This window comes from Streptomyces sp. NPDC048734, assembly GCF_043198675.1.
Taxonomy (GTDB): domain Bacteria; phylum Actinomycetota; class Actinomycetes; order Streptomycetales; family Streptomycetaceae; genus Streptomyces.
In genome coordinates, this window is record NZ_JBICUZ010000012.1 from 133,541 (window position 1) to 154,704 (window position 21,164).

Annotated in this window: 16 protein-coding genes; 4 read left to right on the forward strand and 12 right to left on the reverse strand. The window is 73.9% G+C overall.

What is annotated here, in order from left to right; all coding sequences use genetic code 11:
* Window positions 1-20 precede the first annotated feature (20 nt).
* The 3 genes from ACGFQC_RS27830 to ACGFQC_RS27840 all read right to left on the reverse strand — a co-directional run bounded on the left by ACGFQC_RS27830 (window position 21) and on the right by ACGFQC_RS27840 (window position 2,719).
* Window positions 21-410, reverse strand: a complete 390-nt coding sequence (locus tag ACGFQC_RS27830; RefSeq protein WP_363089612.1) for a hypothetical protein — start codon at window positions 408-410, stop codon at window positions 21-23.
* A 153-nt stretch (window positions 411-563) separates the two neighbouring features.
* Entirely contained in the window at window positions 564-2,483 is a 1,920-nt protein-coding gene (gene htpG / locus ACGFQC_RS27835) for a molecular chaperone HtpG (RefSeq protein WP_363089613.1), read from the reverse strand.
* Between the two features lie 89 nt (window positions 2,484-2,572).
* The gene (locus ACGFQC_RS27840) at window positions 2,573-2,719 is read right to left on the reverse strand and encodes a hypothetical protein (protein WP_363089614.1); all 147 of its coding nucleotides are present in this window, start codon (window positions 2,717-2,719) and stop codon (window positions 2,573-2,575) included.
* A gap of 225 nt (window positions 2,720-2,944) precedes the next feature.
* On the opposite strand from ACGFQC_RS27840, the gene ACGFQC_RS27845 reads away from it, so the two are divergent.
* Window positions 2,945-3,349, forward strand: coding sequence for a DUF4190 domain-containing protein (locus ACGFQC_RS27845; RefSeq protein WP_363089615.1), 405 nt, complete (start codon window positions 2,945-2,947; stop codon window positions 3,347-3,349).
* A gap of 75 nt (window positions 3,350-3,424) precedes the next feature.
* Here the strand turns inward: ACGFQC_RS27845 and ACGFQC_RS27850 are convergent, their stop codons facing one another.
* From ACGFQC_RS27850 to ACGFQC_RS27870, 5 genes are all read right to left on the reverse strand, one after another.
* Window positions 3,425-3,892 (reverse strand): MSMEG_6728 family protein, encoded by a 468-nt coding sequence (locus ACGFQC_RS27850; RefSeq protein ID WP_363089616.1) that lies wholly within the window; start codon window positions 3,890-3,892, stop codon window positions 3,425-3,427.
* 269 nt (window positions 3,893-4,161) lie between these two features.
* Entirely contained in the window at window positions 4,162-6,426 is a 2,265-nt protein-coding gene (locus tag ACGFQC_RS27855; protein ID WP_363089617.1) for a catalase, read from the reverse strand.
* A 318-nt stretch (window positions 6,427-6,744) separates the two neighbouring features.
* Window positions 6,745-6,930, reverse strand: coding sequence for a hypothetical protein (locus ACGFQC_RS27860; protein ID WP_363089618.1), 186 nt, complete (start codon window positions 6,928-6,930; stop codon window positions 6,745-6,747).
* A gap of 151 nt (window positions 6,931-7,081) precedes the next feature.
* Entirely contained in the window at window positions 7,082-7,471 is a 390-nt protein-coding gene (locus ACGFQC_RS27865) for a hypothetical protein (protein WP_363089619.1), read from the reverse strand.
* A gap of 217 nt (window positions 7,472-7,688) precedes the next feature.
* Window positions 7,689-7,868: a hypothetical protein gene (locus tag ACGFQC_RS27870; RefSeq protein ID WP_363089620.1), complete on the reverse strand. Its 180-nt coding sequence runs from the start codon at window positions 7,866-7,868 to the stop codon at window positions 7,689-7,691.
* A 661-nt stretch (window positions 7,869-8,529) separates the two neighbouring features.
* On the opposite strand from ACGFQC_RS27870, the gene ACGFQC_RS27875 reads away from it, so the two are divergent.
* Complete coding sequence (locus ACGFQC_RS27875; RefSeq protein ID WP_363089621.1) at window positions 8,530-8,901, forward strand: transglycosylase family protein; 372 nt, start codon at window positions 8,530-8,532, stop codon at window positions 8,899-8,901.
* Window positions 8,902-8,933: 32 nt separating this feature from the next.
* On the opposite strand, the gene ACGFQC_RS27880 is transcribed toward ACGFQC_RS27875, so the two are convergent.
* Entirely contained in the window at window positions 8,934-11,438 is a 2,505-nt protein-coding gene (locus tag ACGFQC_RS27880; protein WP_363089622.1) for a SpoIIE family protein phosphatase, read from the reverse strand.
* 612 nt (window positions 11,439-12,050) lie between these two features.
* Between ACGFQC_RS27880 and ACGFQC_RS27885 the strand changes: the two genes are divergently transcribed.
* Window positions 12,051-14,117, forward strand: coding sequence for a SpoIIE family protein phosphatase (locus ACGFQC_RS27885; protein WP_363089623.1), 2,067 nt, complete (start codon window positions 12,051-12,053; stop codon window positions 14,115-14,117).
* Window positions 14,118-14,311: 194 nt separating this feature from the next.
* On the opposite strand, the gene ACGFQC_RS27890 is transcribed toward ACGFQC_RS27885, so the two are convergent.
* The 3 genes from ACGFQC_RS27890 to ACGFQC_RS27900 form a co-directional block, all read right to left on the reverse strand.
* A complete protein-coding gene (locus ACGFQC_RS27890; protein ID WP_363089624.1) occupies window positions 14,312-15,688 on the reverse strand; it encodes a trypsin-like serine protease in 1,377 nt (458 codons plus the stop codon).
* Window positions 15,689-16,085: 397 nt separating this feature from the next.
* Complete coding sequence (locus tag ACGFQC_RS27895; protein WP_363089625.1) at window positions 16,086-17,444, reverse strand: protein kinase; 1,359 nt, start codon at window positions 17,442-17,444, stop codon at window positions 16,086-16,088.
* A gap of 157 nt (window positions 17,445-17,601) precedes the next feature.
* Window positions 17,602-18,774: an ROK family transcriptional regulator gene (locus ACGFQC_RS27900; RefSeq protein WP_363089626.1), complete on the reverse strand. Its 1,173-nt coding sequence runs from the start codon at window positions 18,772-18,774 to the stop codon at window positions 17,602-17,604.
* Between the two features lie 194 nt (window positions 18,775-18,968).
* On the opposite strand from ACGFQC_RS27900, the gene ACGFQC_RS27905 reads away from it, so the two are divergent.
* The gene (locus ACGFQC_RS27905; protein ID WP_363089627.1) at window positions 18,969-21,086 is read left to right on the forward strand and encodes an alpha-galactosidase; all 2,118 of its coding nucleotides are present in this window, start codon (window positions 18,969-18,971) and stop codon (window positions 21,084-21,086) included.
* Window positions 21,087-21,164: the final 78 nt, after the last annotated feature.

Sequence of the window (21,164 nt, forward strand, 5' to 3'; positions counted from 1 at the left end):
GCGGTGCCGCGCGTGCCGGCTCACGCCGCCCGTATGCGCTCCCGGGTCCGGACCGGGGCCGGGACCGCATACGGGCGACGGGTGGCCGGGGGTATGCGGGTGGGTGGCTGGGCGGTGCGCAGCGGCCGGACCCGGTAGGTGGTCTTCGTGGGGTCGGTGAGGGGGTCGCCGAGGGTGATGCGGCCGGCGGCCTGCAGTTCGTCGCACTCGGCGGTGGGGAGGGCGACGTAGCAGCCGCCTCTGCCGGTGGTGGAGTCCAGCGGGCGCCAATAACTGTACCTGCGGCGGCCGTTGGCGTGCACGGTGACGAAGACCGGGGTGCGGGCGTCCGAGACGATGCGCAGGATGTCGGCCGTGGCCGGGGTGCGAGGCGTGTCGGCGGACTGCGGCCGGATCGCGGTGAGCGGCATCAGCGGGACCTCTTTCAGGGCAGGGACTCGAGATCGCCTACCCCGTCTTGCCCGGAGTTGATCTCTCTTTCTCTCATTCTTCAACATACCGCTGACAGTTCGTCGGGGGGCGGCGCCTCGGGCGTGGCGCCGCCCTTTTCTCAACTCCTGCTGCTACAGGGCGCGTTCCAGGCGTTCGGCGAGGAGTTGCGTGAAGCGGGCGGGCTCCTTCGGCCGGCCGCCTTCCGCAAGTACCGCGAGGCCGTGGAGGAGTTGCGCGTCCTCGGCGAGCGCGGCCCGGTCCGCACGGTCGCGCAGGGCCCGGTTGAGGCCCTTGACGAGCGTGTGGTCGGGGTTGAGTTCGAGGATGCGCCGGGCGCGGGGGACGTCCTGGCCCATCGCGCGGTAGAGGTTCTCCAGCGCCGGGGTCAGGTCGTCGGTGTCGGAGACCAGGCAGGCCGGGGAGACCGTGAGTCGGGAGGACAGCCGGACCTCCTTGATGTCCTCGCCGAGCTGCTCCTTCATCCAGGTGAGCAGGTCGGCGTACTCCTCGTTCTGCTTCTCCCGGCCCTCCGCGGGCTTCTCCTCGTCGCCGTCGCCGTCGAGGGCGAGTTCGCCCTTGGCCACGGACCGCAGCGGCTTGCCGTCGAACTCGGCGACGGCGTCGGTCCACACCTCGTCGACCGGGTCGGTCAGCAGCAGGACCTCGATGCCGCGGTCCCTGAAGGCCTCCATGTGCGGCGAGTTCTCGATGGCGTCGCGGGAGTCGCCGCACATGTAGTAGACGGCGTCCTGTCCGTCCTTCATCCGCTCCGCGTACTGCTTGAGCGTCGTCGGCTCGGAGGCGTCGTGCGTGGTGGCGAACGACGAGACGGCGAGGAGGGCGTCACGGTTGTCCGCGTCGGTCACCAGCCCCTCCTTGAGGACGGGGCCGAACTCCCGCCAGAACGTGGCGTACCGGTCGGGGGCGGCGTTCATCATGTCCTTCACCGAGGACAGGACCTTCTTCGCCAGCCGCCGGTGCATCAGCTGGATGTGGCGGTCCTGCTGGAGGATCTCACGGGACACGTTGAGCGAGAGGTCCTGGGCGTCGACGACGCCCTTCACGAACCGCAGGTACGGCGGGAGGAGGGCCTCGCAGTCGTCCATGATGAAGACGCGCTTGACGTAGAGCTGGACGCCGCGCTTGTGGCCCTGGGTGAACAGGTCGTGCGGGGCGTGCGAGGGGATGAACAGCAGCGCCTGGTACTCGAAGGTGCCCTCCGCCTGGAGCCGGACGGTCTCCAGCGGGTCGTTCCAGTCGTGGCTGATGTGCTTGTAGAGCTCGTGGTACTCCGCGTCCTCGACCTCGTCGCGGGAGCGCGCCCAGAGCGCCTTCATCGAGTTCAGCGTCTCGGGTTCGCGCGCGGCGCCGTCGCTCTCCCCGCCGTCGCCGGCCGGGGCCTGGGGGGCCATCCGGATCGGCCAGGTGATGAAGTCCGAGTACCGCTTGACGATCTCCCGGAGCTTCCACGGCGAGGTGTAGTCGTGGAGCTGGTTCTCGGGGTCGGCCGGCTTGAGGTGGAGGGTGATCGTGGTGCCCTGCGGCACCCCGTCGACGGTCTCCAGCGTGTAGGTGCCCTCGCCGCGCGAGGACCAGCGCGTGCCCTGTGCCTCGCCGGCCCGCCGGGTCACCAGGGTGACCTCGTCGGCCACCATGAAGCTGGAGTAGAAGCCGACGCCGAACTGCCCGATGAGGTTCTCGGCGCCGGCCTCGTCGTCGGCCTGCCGCAGCTGTTCGAGGAACTTCGCCGTGCCGGAGTTGGCGATGGTGCCGATCAGCTCCGCCACCTCGTCGTACGACATGCCGATGCCGTTGTCCCGCACGGTCAGGGTGCGGGCCTCGCCGTCGGCCTCGATGTCGATGTGCAGGTCGGACACGTCGGCGTCCAGCGTGTCGTCGCGCAGCGCCGCCAGGCGCAGCTTGTCCAACGCGTCCGAGGCGTTGGAGACGAGTTCACGCAGGAAGACATCCTTGTTCGAGTAGATCGAGTGGATCATCAGCTGCAGAAGCTGACGGGCCTCTACGCGGAACTCAAACGTTTCGGTCGGCATGATGGGTGACTACCTCTCCGTCCCAGGTCATCGGGAACTGACTGACGGCAGTCACTTTAGAACAGTCGGTCACCGGCCCGCCCGGCCGGCTACCGCCGGGTGCGCAGCCGGTCCAGCAGCCGGCGCGCCTGGGCCCGCCGGCGCGGGTCGGAGGCCGTGCGGCGCACCTGCTCCATGGTGCGGCGGCCCTGGGGGCTCCTGCTGAACTCCTTGATGCGCTGGATGACGGTGCCCATCGTGGTCCTCCTCGGATCGGATCGGTCGCTGTCCCCGTCCGCCTACCCTGCCGGACGCCGATCAGGCACAAGGGGGCTCGACCGGCGGACGGGTTCGGCCGTCGCGGGTGGCGCGCCGACCGCGGGCATGGGCCGGGACCCAGGGGGCAACCGACCTGCACCGCCGGCCGCGACCGCGCGGACGGCACCGCGACCGCGTTCCACGTACCGGAGGGAGTCACCATCATGACCTCGGCCCAAGACCCGTATGGACAGCCCCGGCCGCCGTACGGCACGACGCCCGGGCACCGCAACGGATTCGGGATCGCGGCGCTCGTGCTGGGCATCGTGGCCGTCGTGCTCTTCTGGACCGTCTTCGGCGGCATCGTCCTCGGGCTGCTCGCCCTGGTCTTCGGCGTCCTGGGACACCGCCGCGCGAGGCGTGGCATCGCCACCAACGGCGTCATGGCCATCGTCGGCGCGGTGACGGGAGCCCTCGGCCTGATCGGTTCGTCGGTCATCCTCGCCGCGGGTGTGTCGCTGCTCAACTCGGACGAGTTCAAGAACTACTCCGACTGTGTCGAGCACGCCGGCACGCAGGCCGAACGCGAGCAGTGCGCCAAGGACTTCGACCGGGACGTCGACAACTGATACACCGCTCCCGGCCTTTCACGCCGTGCCACCGCACGCCCTGACGCCACGCCTCCGCCGCCTCGGGGCGTGGCGTCAGGGCGTGCGGTCCGAGGCGGGCCACACGTAGGGCAGGTCGTCGGGCACGTCCGGGAAGAGGGGGCCGTAGAAGTCCGGGTCCTTGCGCACGAGTGCGGACCGGTGGCTGCGGTGGAACTCCGGGTCGCCCAGCCACGGCGGCAGTTCACCGGCGTCGGCCAGCTCCCGCTGGGTGCGGACACGGGTTTCGCCGCGGTCGCCGGTGAAGCCGGTCAGCAGGGAGACGGCGCAGGTGTCGGCGCGCCCGGCCGCGGTCCACGTTCCGCAGACCTCCAGGCCGTACCGGACCAGCGCCTCCTCGTAGCCGGTCCACATGCGGACCGCCGGATGGTGCCGCCAGCCGTAGCCGGGGACGGTCAGGCCGCGCAGCACCTGGAGGGTCTCGACGCGCTGTTTTCCCAGCCTGCGGGGGTCGAGGGTCACGGCGGACGCCGTGAAGTCGGCATGCGGGAGGAAGGTCTGCACGGGCCGCTCCTGGCGGGAGAACGCCGGAGAAGGAGGAGCCGTGGGGGGCGCCCCGGCGGGGGGGGGGGGGCCCCCGCCCCCCGCGGGGGGGGGCGGGGGGGGGGGGGGGGGGGCGGGGGGGCGCCGGGGCGCGGGGGGCCGCGCCGCCGGGGGGCCCGCGGGGCCCCCCCGCCCCCCCCCCCCCCCCCCCCCCCCCCCCCCCCCCGGGCGGGTGGACGGGCCTCGTGGGCCGGTCGGCCGGTCGGCCGGTCAGGCCGGGACTCGGCCGGTCAGGCCGCGGTGAACCTGTCCCACGCGCGGTGCTCGCCCAGGAGGCGGGTGAGCTGCTCCAGGACGGCCGTGCCCGAGGTGCCGGCGACGACGCCCGGTGCGCCGGCGGGCACCCCGGACGCGTCGAGGACGGCCTCGCCGCCCGCCCAGGCACCGAGGGCCTTGCCGTGCCGGAAGGCCTCCGACACCAGCAGGCCGACGCGCGGGTCCAGGGGTGCCGGACCCGCGGCGGCGGGGAGCCCCTTGGCGTCACGGGCACCGTAGGCGTCGCCGCCCACGGCGGGAGTTCCCGCCAGCAGCAGCGCGTCGAACTCGACGGACCGCGCGGTGGCGTAGGTGCGCTGCACCGTCAAGGGGCCCAGGGTGCCGCCGACCGGGCCGATCACCAGGGGGACCATGCCGCCTTCGAGGACGGCGTCGCGCACGGCGCGTACCCCGTCGAGGTCGCCGTCCGGACCCGCGACGATGCCGATGATCCGGCCGTCCGTGGGCCAGGTGCGGCCCACCTGCGACAGGGCCGGACTGGGCTCGACGTCCGCGAGCGGCACGGTCGGCTGCGGCGCCGGCAGACCGAGGCCCGTCGCCACCTCGCCGCACAGCTCCGGGTCGATGTTGGCCAGGACCTGCAACGCGCGCTCCCTGATGGCCTGTTCGTAGCACTTGGAGAGTTCGAAGGTGTAGGCGCCGATGATGTGCTCGCGCTCCACCGGGCTCATGCTGAGCCAGAACCGACGCGGCTGGCTGAAGTGGTCAGCAAACGACTCGGGTGCCTCACGCACCTTGGTGGCCGCGGGCACCGGCACCGGCGACTCGATGTAGGCCCCGGTGTCCGCGCCGGCGGTGAACGGGCAGCCGCCGTCGAGGGAGTTGGGCCGGTAGGGGGCGACACCCCGGTGCACGGCCGTCTGGTGCATGCCGTCGCGCAGCATGTCGTTGACCGGCGCGTGCGGCCGGTTGATGGGCAGCTGGGGGAAGTTGGGGCCGCCGAGCCGGGTGATCTGGGTGTCGAGGTAGGAGAACAGGCGTCCCGCCAGCAGCGGGTCGTCGGTGATGTCGACGCCCGGCACGAGGTGGCCGACGTGGAAGGCGACCTGCTCGGTCTCGGCGAAGAAGTTCGACGGGTTGCGGTTGAGGGTCAGCAGCCCGACCGGCCGTACGGGTGCCAGTTCCTCGGGGACGAGGTTGGTCGGATCCAGCAGGTCGATGCCCTCGAAGGTCTGGTCCGGGGTGTCCGGGAAGGTCTGGATGCCCAGCTCCCACTGGGGGTACGCGCCCGCCTCGATGGCGTCGGCGAGGTCCCGGCGGTGGAAGTCGGGGTCGACGCCGTTGATGATCTGCGCCTCCTCCCAGACCAGGGAGTGCACACCCAGCTTGGGCTTCCAGTGGAACTTCACCAGCGTCGTGCCGCCGTCGGCGGCGACCAGGCGGAAGGTGTGGACGCCGAAGCCCTCCATCGTGCGGTACGAGCGCGGGATGCCCCGGTCGGACATGTTCCACAGGGTGTGGTGGGTGGCCTCGGTGTGCAGGGTGACGAAGTCCCAGAAGGTGTCGTGCGCGCTCTGCGCCTGCGGGATCTCGCGGTCCGGGTGCGGTTTGCCCGCGTGGATGACGTCCGGGAACTTGATGGCGTCCTGGATGAAGAAGACGGGCATGTTGTTCCCGACCAGGTCGAAGACGCCCTCGCTGGTGTAGAACTTCGTCGCGAAACCGCGGGTGTCCCGCACGGTGTCGGACGAGCCGCGCGAGCCCAGCACCGTGGAGAACCGCACGAAGACGGGCGTCTCCTCGTCCTCCGCGAGGAAGGCGGCCTTGGTCACGGAGGCCGCCGTGCCGTAGCTCTGGAACACCCCGTGGGCCGCCGCGCCCCGGGCGTGCACCACCCGCTCCGGGATGCGCTCGTGGTCGAAGTGCATGACCTTCTCGCGCAGGTGGTGGTCCTGGAGCAGTACGGGGCCGCGGGGTCCGGCCTTGAGCGAGTGGTCGGTGTCGTGGAGGCGGGTCCCCTGGGCGTTCGTCAGGTAGCTGCCGGACTGCGCGACGCGGGCCTGGTCGGCTCCCGTGGGCTGTCCCGTCGGGGACACGGTGTCGGGCCCGCTCTGGTCCGGCTTGGGCGGCAGGGGGTCCGCCGGGGTCGTCGGCTCGGCGACCGGAGGGGACTGGGGGCCCGGCTTCCCGGGGATCCCGTCCTCGGGGCCCGCCCCGTCGGCGCGCAGGGTGTCGACGACCTTCTCCGCCGCCCGCTTGATGGGATTGCTCTCGCTCATCGCTTCCTTCGCTTCTCACTCGTGGCGCGGATGTGTGCCGGGGCCGCGTGGCGGTCCGGCTGCCGACGGCAGCGGAGGGCGTACGACGTCCGCCTCCACCTGCTCGCGGGTGGCGGCGGGCCATGGGGACCACGGCGTCCAAGGCGCACAAAGGCCTACGAAAAGGTGGTTCCGTGCATCAATCTGGCACGGCGGGGAGTCCGCCGCAGTGGCTCGTCCACCAGCCGGGTGACCGACGGCAGCGGGACCCGGGCAGAACCGGAACGGATCGCCGGAAGGGGCGCGCGCCGCGGCTGGACGCACCGGGCGGGCTCGGCGCTACGCCGCCTTCGGCCCGCCGGAGGCGCGGTGGTCCTCGGAGCGGACACCGGCCTCCTCCATCGCCTCGCGCATCGTGCGGCCGGACGCCGTGCCCGGACGGGAGGAACCCCCGGAGCCGGCGCCCGCGTCGATCGGCTCGTCGGTCGTGTCGGTCTTCTTCCGGTTCTCTTCCGGCACCGTCATCAGGGCCGTCCCTTCCGCGAACGTCGAACAGATCGCGGGCCGAGTACCCGATACCCGCGACGCACACACGGCGACTTCCGGCCGCCGCCGCGTGTCCGCCGGGAGCCGCCGCCGTGGACGGTGCAGCTGGTCCGCACGGTCGCTCACCCGCTCAGCGGTGGGTGCGGGGCCGGCGAGCGGGGCCGGGGGCGCGCCGCGGACCGGTCGGGCGGCGCGGGTGCGGCCGGACGGTCTCCGGCGGGCGGGTGCTGGGACCGATGACGCGATTCTCGCCGAAGCCGTGTCCGGCGGAGGTGGCGGTGCCGTGCGGTGCGCAGGTGCGGCGCGGGGCCCACTGGCCGTCGGCGCGGTCGCCGGTCACGCTCACGGTGGCGTCGCAGTCGTCGACGACGGTGGTGGTGGTGGGGCGCCGGTCGGCGTAGTGGTGCGCGCGGTCGCGGGCCTGCGTCCCGGGCGGGTGGGCGATCGCGGCGTGTCTGGCCGCCGGGGTCTGCGGCAGGACGGTGAGTGCGGCGGCCGGCCGTGGCCGCGACCTGCGCAAGGGGATGCGGCACGGCTCTTCGCCAAGAGGTGAGGGTGGCCGGATGGATGGCTGTGGGGCGTCCTGACGCGCCGTCCTCACGGCTCCTCACCTCTCGCGCAAAGGGACGAAGTGCTCTCAGACGTCGTCCGGCCGTGAAACGAAGCGGCTGCTCGGCACGGGTGCGAGGTCTGCGCGTCCCGTCAACCGGTCTGGTGTCACGACCGGCGGGAGCGGTTCACTCGGGGCGGCCCCGCACGGCGAGGAAGTGCTGCGCGGGCAGGTTGCCGGCGGCGGACGGGGACGGGATGACCGAGGCGAGATCGCGCTGGATCCGCTCGGCCTCGCCCCTCACCTGGGTCGGGATGTCGCCCCGCTCGGCGACGAGACGATGGAAGATCGGCGTTTCCTGGAACACGAAGGGACGTCACTTTCGGCAGACGGCGGCCACGACAGGGCCAGTTGGGCCGGCGGACAGGCACGGTCGACGAGGCGGTTCGACGCCGGTGTCGACCCCTGTCCACCGAGTCGGACCGGGTCACCGGACGCCGACTCGCTCCCACGCCGGTCGGGCAGGGGCCAGGACATCGTAGACGGGTGCGAGGGGAGAGCTTCCGCCGCCCTCCCCCGACCGGCGGGAGCCCCTCCGGGGGACCGCCCGCGGGCGGCGCGGAGCGGCCGGACGCCGGGGCAGGAGGTCCCCGCGAGACGGGCACGGGAGGCCTCGCGAGACGGGCACGGGCGGCCCCGCCGGACGCCGCGACCGGGCCACCGCCGTCGGCGCGGGTCACCAGGACGACACGGCCCGGTTCGACGCCCGCGCAGCGCGTCACGGCGGGGATGACGGCGAGGCCGGACGCGTCCCCGACGGTGATGCCGCCGGGGCGGGCAGCGGCGCCCCCGGGGACCACGGCCCGGTCCGCAGGCGGCGAGGAGCGACGGCCCGGTCCGCGGGCGGCGAGGGCTGATCGCCGGAGGCGGGGTGGAATGACGGTCCGTCACCCGGAAGGCCGCACAAAGGGCCGCGCGCGGGCGTGACGGCGGGCGGCGGCGAATTCATACACTTAATGTCACTTGTCATGTTTTCACTTCAGAAACACCTGACGCGCCGTCATGCGCGCGGACCACTGCGGTCGGCCCGCCCCGCCCTGTGGCTCGGCCTGCCCGTCGCCGCCCTCCTGACCGTCACGGCCCCCGCCGCCGGGGCGGCCCCGAACATCCCCGCGAAGGCCGACTGGGACGCCATCGCCCGCTGTGAGTCCGGCGGCAACTGGCGGGCCAACACCGGGAACGGCTACTACGGCGGCCTGCAGTTCTCGCAGCGCAGCTGGGTCGCCGCGGGCGGACTCAGACACGCGCCGCGAGCCGACCTGGCGAGCAGGAGGTCGCAGATCGCCGTCGCCCGCCGACTCGCGGCGATGCAGGGCATGAACGCCTGGGGCTGTGCGTGAACCCCGACGCGTGAACCTCCCGGTGCCCCCGTCTACGGGGGCACCGGGATCTCCTGCTCGGCCCAGATGATCTTGCCGCCGGGCGTGTAGCGCGCCCCCCAGCGATGCGCGAGCTGGGCGACGAGGAACAGGCCCCGGCCCCCCTCGTCCGTGCTGCGGGCGTGCCGGAGCCGGGGGGCCGTACTGCTGGCGTCGCATACCTCGCAGGTCAGCCGGGCGTCGCGGAGCAGGCGGAGCCGGATGGGGGGGACGGCGTGCCGGATCGCGTTGGTGACCAGCTCGCTCACGACGAGTTCGGTCGTCATCGCCAGGTCCCCCAGCCCCCACGCCTCCACCTGGCGGATCGCGCGGGTCCGTGCGTCGGCTACGGCGGCCGGGTCCACGGGGACCTCCCAGGACACGACGTCGTCGGCGTCCAGGGCGCGGGTGCGGACCAGGAGCAGGGCGACGTCGTCGGGCCGGGGCGCGGGCACGAGGTGCCGTACCGCCGTCGAGCACAGCGTGTCGAGGTCGCCGTCCGGGTGGGCCAGCAGTTCGCCGAGCCGGGCCATGCCCCGTTCCATGTCGCGGTCGGCCCCCTCGATGAGGCCGTCGGTGTAGAGGCCCAGGAGGCTGTTCTCGGCGAGTTCGATCTCGGTGGTCTCGAAGCCCATGCCGCCGAGCCCGAGCGGGGGCCCGGCGGGAACCTCCGGGAAGGTCACCCGCCCGTCGGGCGATACCACGACGGGCGGCGGATGCCCGGCCCGGGCGATCGAGCACCGCCGGCTGACGGGATCGTAGACGGCGTAGAGACACGTCGCGCCGAGGAAGGTGTCCGCCGTCGTGCGGGCCGCCTCGTCGTCGCTGCCCTCCGCGCTCAGCCGGAGCACGAGGTCGTCCAGGTGGGCCAGCAGTTCGTCCGGGGGCATCTCCATGTCGGCGAGGGTCTGCACCGCGGTGCGCAGCCGGCCCATCGTCGCCGCGGCGGTGATGCCGTGCCCCACCACGTCCCCGACCACCAGGCCCACGCGGGCCCCGGAGAGCGGGATGACGTCGAACCAGTCGCCGCCCACGCCGTCCGTCGGGTCGGCCGGCAGATAGCTGGAGGCGACCTCCAGCGCCGAACCTCCGGTCAGGACGTCCGGCAGCAGGCTGCGCTGCAGGGTGACGGCGGCCGTGTGTTCCCGCGTGTAGCGCCGCGCGTTGTCGACGCACAGGGCCGCCCGCGCGACCAGTTCCCGGGCCAGCAGCACGTCGTCGGACTGGAAGGAGACCGGGTTGAGCGAGCGGATGAACGTGGTGACCCCCAGGACGGTGTTCCGCGCCCTCATCGGCACGGAGATCAGCGAGTGCAGTCCGAACTCCCGGATCCGCTCCGCGCGCGCGGGCTCCTCCGCCACCCACAGGCCCTCGGAGGGATCGAGGACCGGGATGAGGACCACGTCCCCCGTCATGAGCAGATGCATCCCGTGCGGGGGCGGGAGGAAGCCCACACGGTCGCCGATCTGCGCCACCGCCTCCGGGCAGCCCTCGCGCACCGACCTCAGCGCGGCGCGGCGCATCACCGGCCTGGCGGGCGCCGGGCCCGCGTCGGTCAGCCACGCGCCGTGCCCCTCGGTGCTGAGGACCGGCTCCAGAAGATCGACGATGACGAAGTCGGCGAAGCCCGGAACGGCGAAGTCGGCGAGTTCCTGGGCCGTCCGCATCACGTTCAGGGTGGTGCCGACGCAGGTTCCGGCCTCGTTGACCATCGACAGCAGGCGGCGCGCGTTCCACCGCTCGGTGACGTCCAGGACCATGTAGCAGACCCCGGTGACCACGTCGTGGACGTCCACCAGCGGGAAGAACGAGGTCGAGTAGGCGTGCTGCCGGTGCGGGTCGGCCCAGCTCCATCCCACGTACTCGTAGTCGGTGACCGGGGCGCCCGTCTCCAGGACCTTGCGCATCAGGCCTTCGAGCGTCTCCGCCTGGAGGCCGGGCAGCAACTCGCTCAGCCGGTGTCCCAGCCGCTGCTCGCGGGGGACGCCGCCGAAGCGCTCCAGGGTGTCGTTCAGCCACACGTACCGCAGGTCCAGGTCCATCACCGCCATGCCGATCGGTGAGCGGGTCAGGAACCCGTCGAGGACGGACTGGCCGACCGCCCACCGCGTCCGCCGCTCACGGGCCGAGAGCAGGAAGCACTCGTCGTCGCCCAGGCGGAAGGACGCGGAGACGCGCAGGTCGACGTCCAGGGGCCGGCCGTCGCGGTGGCGTACGGAGATGTGTCCGTTCCACCCCATTCCGGCGCGGCAGCGCTCGGCGACGGCGGCCACCCGCGCCGGGTCCGCGGACATCGCCACCAGAGGTGCGGCGGAGCCGCCGACCACCTCGTCCGCCGGGCGGCCGAGCAGCGCTTCGGCGGCCCGGGTCCAGCCCATGACGATGCCGCCGACGGTGACGACGGCCGCCGCGTCGGTGGACGCGTCGAGAACCCCGCCGGCTCCGCCGGCCGCCGACTCACCGGATCCCCCGGCCGGCGGCCCGCCGGGAACACCGCCGGGCCCACCGGCCGCCGACACACCGGGAAGACCATCGGGCTCACCGGCCGCCGACACACCGGGACCGCCGTCGGCGCGACCAGGTGCAGGCCCACCAGGGCTCCGGCCCGGCCCGGCGGGCGGCGGGCCACCGGAAACATCCCCGGACCCACCGCGCAGCAGGCCGCCGGGCATGTCTTCGGGCTCATGGGGCGCCACCCCACCCTGGCCCCCGCACGGCTCACCGAACGCCGGCCCACCGGGGACCTCCACCGGCCCACCAGGGCTCCGGCCCGGCCCGGTGGGCGGCGGGCCACCGGAAACATCCCCGGACTCACCGCGCAGCAGGCCGCCGGGCATGTCTTGGGGGCCGTCGGGCGTCGGCCCGCCGGGGAAGTGTCCGGGTCCGTCGGGCGGCGGACCGTCGGGAGTGCCTCGAGCAGATTCCATGGCTGCCATCCTCTTCACGACCATGGTCCTGCTAGTCCGGCCGATGCGCACGGCACCGGCCGGGCCGGCCGGTGCCGACGGCGGCCCGGCTTCCGGGATCCGCCGTGCGGAGGGAGCATGGAAGGGCCGGTGCCCGCGATCCGGGTGTGCGGCGGTACCGGCCGTCGCCGCCCCGTTCCGCCGGCCGGTGGAGGAGGCTCAGGGATGACGTCCGATTCCTTCCGGTCCGACAACGCCCCGTACGGTCTCGAGCCGCCCCGCACCACTGGCCTGCTGGACATGCTGAGCGTGGCGGCGGTGGTCCTCGACACCGAGGGACGCATCGTCTTCTGGACGCCGCAGGCCGAGGAGCTGTTCGGCTACACCGCGGCGGAGGCCCTGGGCGCGTACGCGGCGCGGCTGTTCATCGACCCCGAGCACCTGCAGGCCGTCGTACGGCTGTTCGCGGAGGTGCTGGAGACCGGCCGTGGCTGGGCGGGCGCGTTCCCCGTCCGGCACAAGGACGGCAGCAGCCGTCTGGTGGAGTTCCGCAACATCCGGCTGCAGGACGACCTGGGGGACGTCTACGCCCTGGGCATCGTGGCCGACCACCAGCTTCTCCAGCGCGTCGAGACGGACCTCGCGCTGTGCGAGCGGCTCATCGACCAGTCCCCGATCGGTCTGGCCCTCGTCGACACCGAACTGCGGTACCTGCTCGTCAACCCGGCGTTGGAGCGCATCGACGGCATTCCCGCCGGGGACCACGTCGCGCGTCGGCTGCGGGAGGCGCTGCCCCTGCCCGACGTCGACACCGTCGAGTCGGCGCTGCGCCAGGTGATCGCCACCGGCACCCCGCTGCTCGACCAGTTCCACGTGGGCCGGCCGCCCACCGACCCGGACCATGAACACGCGTGGTCGCTGTCCTTCTACCGGCTGGAGGATCCGGGCGGCAAGGTTCTCGGCGCGGCCCTCTCGCTGGTCGACGTCACCGAACGCCACCGTGCGGCCGCCGAGGCCGACCGGGCCCGCAGGCGCCTGGCGCTCATCGCCGACGCGTCCACGCGTGTGGGCACCACGCTGGAGGTGGAGCGGACCGCCCGGGAACTCGCCGAGGTCGCCACGCCGCAACTCGCCGACGTGGTCGCCGTCGACATCCTCGACTCGGCGCTGGCCTGCCGCCGCAGACGCCGGCCGGACGACGGGCCCGAGCTCTTCCGCGCCCTCGCGCTCAAGGCCTCCCACCCCACCGTGGCGGAGCGCGCCGCCGACCCGCCGGGCGACCTCACCACGTACGAGGGCGACCGTCTGGTCACCCTGTGCGTGCACAGCGGCCGGCCGGTCCTGGTACGGCACGTGGGCGAGCGCGATCTGCCGCGCATCGCCCGCAGCGCCGAGGCCTGCGCGCTCCTGGCCCGGGCCGGGGTGCACTCGTACCTGGCCGTTCCGCTGATCGCCCACGGCGAGGTGCTCGGCGCCCTGGACCTGAAGCGCACCCGCAATCCGCTCCCGTTCGACGAGGACGACGTCATCCTCGCCGCCGAACTGGCGGGCCGCGCCGCCGTGGCCATCGACAACGCGCGCTGGTTCCAGAGCGTGCGCAACACCGCCCTGACCCTCCAGCGCAGCCTGCTGCCCGACCATCCGCCCCGGCACCCCGGTCTGGAGCTGGCCTCGCGCTACCAGCCCGCCCAGGCCACCAGCGAGGTGGGCGGCGACTGGTACGACGTCATCCCCCTCACCGACGGCAAGACGGCGCTGGTCGTCGGAGACGTGATGGGCAACGGCATCGACGCGGCCGCCACCATGGGACGGCTGCGCACCGCCACGTGTGCGTACGCGGATCTCGAACTCGACCCCGGCTCGGTGCTCCAGCACCTCGACAAGATCACCCGCGGCCTGGAGCACTACATCGTCACCTGCCTCTACGCCGTCTACGACCCCCGTACGGGCCGGTGCCGGATCGCCAACGCCGGCCACATGCCGCCCGCGCTGGCCGGCCCCGGTCATGAGCCCCGGCTGCTCGACCTGCCCACCGGGGCCCCGCTCGGCGTCGGCGGCGTGCCCTTCGAGACGACCACGACCGACCTGGTCCCCGGCGACATGCTGGTCCTCTACACGGACGGCCTCGTGGAGACCCGTCACCACTCCATCGACGACCGTCTCGACGCGCTGCTCGGCTTCCTCGACGAGCCGGGGCGTCCCCTGGAGGAGACCTGCGACCTGCTCCTGCACGGCCTGCGCCACCCCGAGGACCACGACGACGTCGCCCTTCTCCTCGCCCGGACCGTCTAGGTGACGGATCGTCGGACCGCTGTCCGGCGCCGATCCGACGCACCTGTCGCCGGGCGGGCCCTGCATCGCTCACCCACCCACCGCCTGGGCGGTCACCGCCTACGCACTCCTCGCGCGGGAATGACGCCCGGAATGGGACGGGCGGGTCCGGCGGCGGGATCCGTTCCGCCGCCGGACCCGGCGCGAGCCGGCGGTCAGGAGCGCTGCCACAGGGCCGGGGCGGCCTCCGGCGATCCCGTGCCCTGCGCCTGGTGGTTCTGGAGGCACCGGTAGTCGACACCGCCGAAGGAGACGGTCTCCCCCACCTCGTAGACCCGGCCGGGGGCCCAGGTGTCGGTGGAGGCGCCCGGCTGCGGAGCGGGCGTCACGGCCTCGCCCGCGGTCTTCAGGGTCAGCCCGTACCGGCTCAGGAGGGGGTTGACCGGCTGGAAGAACGTGGTGCCGCCGCGCGTGCAGTCCCCCGAGCCGCCCGAGGTGACGCCCTGGGCCTGGGTTCCGGCCAGGAACGGCCCGCCGGAGTCGCCGGGTTCGGCGCACACCGTCGTGCGGGTCAGGCCGTCGACGGTTCCCTCGGCATAGGTGACGCTCGCGTCGTGCTGCTCGACCGTGCCGCAGTGCCAGCCGCTGGTCGAGCCGGAACGGCACACCGACGCGCCCACGAGCGCCCGGACCGAGCCGGAGACCTGGACCCTCGCGCCTCCCTCCCCTTCCACGTCGGGGGTGGCGGTCCAGTCGGCGTTCACGCCCACCCAGGCCATGTCCTCACCCGGGAAGACGGACGCCTGGAACGACCCCTGGTCGGTCCCGTCGGAACCCGTCGTCGTGGCCCCGGCCCTGCCGCAGTGACCCGCCGTGGCGAAGCCCTGCTGCTCCGCCCTGGTGACGGAGAAGCCCACGGAACAGCGGGCGGTGTCGTCGATGTAGTAGGCGTCGCCGCCGACGATGTCCGCCATCAGGCGCGGGCGCTCTGCCGCCACCCGGATGCCGATGCCCTTGCCCTGGGCACCGGCCGCCTCGATGAAGGCGTTCGCGGCCGCCCGGCTGGTCGCCTGGACCACGACCCGGTTCGCCCTGACGTCGACGTACCAGACGGGCGTCTGCGCGGTCCGGAACCGGCCGGCCGCCTCGTCGAGGGTGTTCTTGAGGGAGAGCAGGCCGCTGAGGGGGGTGGTGACGACGGCGGCCCGCGCGCCCTCGGCGCGGATCGCGGGTACGTCGGCCGCGTCGGTGGTGGCGACCGTGAGGGCGTCGGAGGTCCGGCCGGTCACCCACGCCCCGGCGAAGCGCGCGCCCAGCGCGTTGTGGAGCCGGCCGGCGCGGGGGCCCGCCTCCGCCTCGTTGGCCAGGCGTGCGGTGGCCTGCTCGGGCGTCAGGCGCAGGTCGCGCCGGAGAGCGCTCAGCACCTCCCGCGGGGGCTCCTCCACACCGGGTGTGCGGGCTGCGGCGGCGGATCCGGGCCGTGCGGAGTGCGACGGCCCGGCGGCCGCGACCACCGGAACGGCCGCCAGGACGAGGGTGCTGACGGCGGTCAGGGCGGCGCGGCGTCTGCCGGCGAGGGGTCTGGCAACCATGCGGAGTGTCTCCTCGGGTCAGGGACGGATGACGCGAGGCCTTGCCCATGGCGCACGAAGGGATGCCGGAGGCAGGAGGGTTTAGCGGCTTCGGGGGACGCCCGGGACTGCCATGTGCAGTACACCGGCCGACGGGGCGGGGTCGAGGCGGAGACGGTGTCGGGGTGCGGGCGGTACGGGCGGCGCCGACGCACCCCCGCCGCTGACCGACGGCGGTCCGGCAGTCCGGCGGTCCGCCATCACCGGCCGCTCCACCCAGTCCTCCCGCCCCGTCACCACCCGCCGCTCCACCCCGGCTCCCTCACCACCCCGCCCCGCCGTCGGCGCCGGCCGGTGGAGGGCCGACCGGTAAAGGGCCGGCCGGTAAAGGGCCAGCCGGTAAAGGGCCGGCCGACCGTCACTGTTTCGCGGCTCGGTTCTGCTTGCCCCTGGCCTGTTCCTGGCCCTTGGCCGCCGCGGCCGGCGCCTGGGTCTTGTCGGGCTTGCCACGCGTCCGAGGGCCGCCGGCCGCCTGGGTTTCCTGCTCACGGCCGTCGGCCTCGCCGTCCCGCCCGGCCGACGGGGTACGGGCCGCGGGGGTCGCGGGCACGGTCTCGTCCGCGGCTGCGGAAGGGGCGTCGGAGGCCGGGCCGGCCGGCGTGTCCGGGGCGGTCGCGGGCGGGTTCACCGGTCCGGTGGCGGGCGGCGCGCCGGTGCCGGCGTCCTTCGCGCGCGGGGTGCCGTCGTCGGGCGCCGCTCCGATCGACCCGGTCAGGGTGACGCCGAGCACGGCGGCCAGCGCGGCGCCCGCCACCGCCAGGGCGCGCCCGCCCGGCCGCCGGGAAGCGGCGGGGGTCGCCGTCCGGCCCGCGGCGGCGCGGGACTCGTCGGCGCGGGCGAAGAAGGCTCCCCCGACGCCGGACGTCACGGCCGCGCCGGTGGCGGGGGCGTCCCGTGTGCTCATGGCGGCCAGCGCACGGGCGCACGAGGCGGCGCCGGGGCGGGCTTCCGGGTCCTCGGCCGTCATGGCCGCCAGCAGGCCGGTCAGTTCGTCGTCGAGGAAACGGGGCAGGACCGGCGGACGGTGCAGCCGGGCGATCGCCGCCTGCAGCGGCGCGCCGGGGTACTCCAGCTCGCCCTTGACGCACTCCAGCAGGGTCAGGCCGAGGGCGTAGACGTCGGCGGCGGGCCCGGCCTGACGGGACAGGACCTGTTCGGGTGCCAGGTAGGCCGCGGTGCCCTCCAGTACGTCGGGGGCCGTCTGCCCGGTGCCGTCGGCCGGGCGTGAGATGCCGAAGTCGGACAGGTGGGGCGCGCCGGCGGTGTCCAGGAGGATGTTGGACGGTTTGACGTCGCGGTGCACCACGCCCGCGGCGTGCACGTACGCGAGCGCTTCGGCGAGGGCCGCGCCGAGCTCGCGAACGGTGGCCGGGGGCAGGGCTCCGGCCCCTATGCGTGCGCGCAGTGTCGGTCCCTCGAGGAACTGCATGACCAGGAAGGGCAGCTCCCCGTCCCGGCCGGAGTCGTAGACGGTGACGAGGCCGGGGTGCTGGAGTCCGGCGAGCAGGACGGCCTCGTCGGTGAAACTCTTCTCCGACTGTTCCGCACCGCCCCGGAACACCTTGACCGCGACCCGCCGCCTGAGCCGGAGGTCGAAGCCCGCGTGGACGTCGGCGGCGCCGCCCCGCCCGACCAGGGAGCCCAGCCGGTAACGGCCCGCCAGCACCCGCCCCTCGCGGGGGCGTTCCGCTACCGGGGGCCGGGGGTGTACGGACACGCGCTCCCCTGTCGCGGGGATGCGGGAGGTCGGAGATATCACGCAGCCCCGGGTACCCGTCCTTCGGCCGTGCACTCCGCCCCGCGATCGACCTCGACCGACTTCGCGCCAGTTGGGTCTTTTACGGCAATTTTCGCAATTTCCTGCTGATCGTCCGTCAAACAGGTGCGTCGATGAAGGACTGGATCGCCGTGGCCGCGGCCCCGCGCGCCCACTCCTCGAAGGGCAGCGGCCTGGTCTGTACGTCGCACCGCGCGGCCGAGCCGAACGCGGCGGCCGCGAACGCCTCACGGATGTGCTCGGCGAACAGGTCGTAGGCGGCCAGGCCCTCGCCGGAGATGATCACGCGGGAGGGTCCGAGCAGGTTGGCGACGGTGGCGATGCCGCGGCCGATGGCGTTCCCGGCCCTGGCGTACGCCTCGCGCGCCCCGGCGTCCCCGTGCCGGGCCCGGTCCACGGCCTCGGCGGTGTCCGCGACCCCGGTTCCGCCCGTCTCGCGGATGCGGGCGAGGATCGCCGCGTCCGCGGCGACGGCCTCCACGCAGCCGCGGTTGCCGCAGTGGCAGGGCGGCCCGTCCGGGTCGACGGTCACATGGCCGATCTCGCCGGCCACGCCGTGCGCTCCCGCGACCACCCGGCCGTGCACGACCAGGCCGCACCCGATGCCCGCGCCGACGGTGACCACCGCGAAGTCCGACAGGCCCACACCGGCACCGAACCACTGCTCGGCGACGGTGAGGGCCCGTACGTCGTTGTCGACGGTCACCGGCAACCCGGTGACGGCGGCGGCGAGTTCGGCCAGCGGGACCTCGCGCCACTCCAGGAACGGCGAGTACCGCACCACGCCCTCGGCGCGGTCGACGTCACCGGAGACGGCGACGCCCAGGCCGGCCACCCGGACGCCGTAGCCCTCCGCCTCGGTGAGCAGTTCCCGCACGAGGTCCGCGGTCGCGTCGAGGACCGCCCCGGGGGCGCGGTCGGCCAGCGGTACGCGACGGTCGACGAGGCTGCGGCAGCACAGGTCGGTGAGCACGCCGATGATCTCGTCACCGGTCAGCTTCACGCCGATGAACAGCGCGCGGCCACCGTCGACGCGCACCAGGCCGGCGGGCCGTCCGAGCGCCGGACGGGCCCCCGCGTCCGTGTCCTCCACCAGATAGCCCGACTCGATCAGGGGGCGGACGGCCTTGGTGACCGCGGCCGGGGACAGACCGGCCCGCCGGGCCACCTCCCCCCGGGTCAGGGGGCCGCGGGAGAGGACGGTGGTGAAGACGTGTGAGGCGGCCGGGGTGGCGGCGGGGAACTTCTCGGCGTCGGTGGGCGAGGACATGGCCGGGAACCTAGGTCCCTTATTTTCCGCTGTCAATGAAAGAACCCGCCAACCCTTGAACGGCCGACAGGACCTGTGATCTCCTTTGCAAGCCGCGATGAGGGCGGAGTCCTGTCATGTGATCGAAGGTCACGCTCGGCTTCGCGCCACTTCGCCCCTCCTTCGTCCGTTCATCCACGTGAGGCCCGACACCGATGATCTCCTTCTCCCCGGACACCGGGATCTGGCTGCTGACCACCCCGCGGACCTCGTACGCCCTGCGGATCGACGAGACGGGCGCCCCCTGCCATCTGGCGTGGGGGCCGCGGCTGACCCTTCCGGAGGCGGAGGGGCTCCTGCCCCCCGCCGGGCCGGCGGGCGACAGCTTCGAGGGGCGGCCGGCGGTGGGCGAGGAGCTCCCCGTCGACGGGGGCACCCGCTTCGGCCCGCCCTCCCTCCAGGTCCGCCACTCCGACGGCTCCCGCGCCTTCGAGTGGGAGCCCGTCGGGCACCGGGTGCACGAGCCCGCGCCCGGCAGCGCCGAACTCGTCCTGGAGTTCCGCGACCGCCTCTACCCCCTGCACGTGGCCCTCCACTACCGGGTGCGCGAGGACACCGACGTCATCGAACGCCGGACCGTGCTGCGCAACGCCGGGGACCGGCGCGTCGAGCTCCTGCGGGCCGACTCCGCCGCCTGGACGCTGCCCGTGCTGCCCGACTACCGGCTCAGCCACGTCACCGGGCAGTGGTCCGCCGAGAGCCAGCTGCGCCGGGACACCCTCCCGTACGGCGAGACCGTGCTGACCAGCAGGCGCGGCATCACCAGCCACCACGCCAACCCGTGGGTGATGCTCGACGCGGGCGACGCCGGCGAGGACCACGGACGGGTGTGGAGCGCCGCCCTCGCCTGGTCCGGAACCTGGCGCGTCACCGTGCAGCGCACACCCGACGGGCGGGCCGGCTGGAGCGGCGGCGCCGGTCACGAGGGCACGAGCCTGCCGCTGGCTCCCGGCGAGGAGCACGCCACCCCCGTGTTCGCCGGCCTGTGCACCGACGGCGGGTTCGGCGCCGCGAGCCGTGCCTGGCACGCGTACACGCTCGCGCACGTCCTGCCGCGCGGCCGGGAGACCGCGCCGGTGCTCTACAACTCGTGGGAGGCCACCGGCTTCGACGTCGACGAGGCGAGCCAGAAGGCCCTCGCCGAACGGGCCGCCGCACTGGGCGTCGAGCTGTACGTCGTCGACGACGGCTGGTTCGGCTCGCGCCGCAGCGACCGCGCCGGTCTCGGCGACTGGACGCCGGCGCCCGACCGCTTCCCCGACGGCCTCGGCCCGCTGTCCGACGCCGTGCACGGGCTCGGCATGCGGTTCGGCATCTGGGTGGAGCCGGAGATGGTCAACCCCGACAGCGACCTGTACCGCGAACACCCCGACTGGGTCCTGCACATCCCCGGCCGGGTCCGCAGCGAGCTGCGCAACCAGCTCGTCCTCAACTTCGCCCGCGACGACGTGGCCGACTGGGCGTACGGGTGGCTGACCCGGCTGGTCGGCGACCACGCCGTCGACTTCCTGAAGTGGGACATGAACCGCGCCTTCAGCGAGGCGGGCTGGCCCGGCGCCGCCCCGGACGGCGACCGGCTGTGGAGCGCGTACGTCACCAACCTGTACGGCGTCCTGGACCGGTTGCGCGCCGACCATCCGGGGCTGCGGATCGAGACGTGCAGCGGGGGCGGCGGGCGCGTCGACCTCGGTATCCTCGCGCGCACCGACCAGGCCTGGGCGTCGGACAACACCGACGCCGTCGACCGCCTGGTCATCCAGCACGGCTTCGGCCAGGTCTACCCCGCCCGCACGATGTCCGCCTGGGTGACCGACGTGCCGAACCAGGTCACCGGCCGCACGGTGCCGTTGCGGTTCCGCTTCCACTCCGCCATGGCCGGGCTGCTGGGCATCGGCGGCGACCTCACCCACTGGTCGGAGGAGGAGCTGGCCGAGGGCGCGACGCTGGTGGCCGAGTACAAGAAGGTGCGCCACCTCGTGCAGCACGGTGCGCTGTACCGGCTGTCCGAGCCGCTCGGCGACCGTCCGACGGTGGTGCAGTACGTCGCCGAGGACGCCGCCGAACTGCTCGTGCTGGCCTGGCAGCGCGGGCCCCGGCACGGCAGCCCGCGCCTCCCCGTGCGCCTGCCGGCGCTCACGCCCGGCGCCCGCTACCGGGACACCCGAACCGGCACCGTGCACCACGCCACCGTCCTCGCCGAGTACGGCCTCCACCTCGACCTGCCGCGGGGCGACTGGTCGAGCACGGCCGTCCACCTGGTCCGTACGGACTGACGGGAGACGACCGGACGGAGACCACCGGGCAGGTGACGACCGCGGGGGGACACGGGCGGGGAGACATCAGGCCGACTC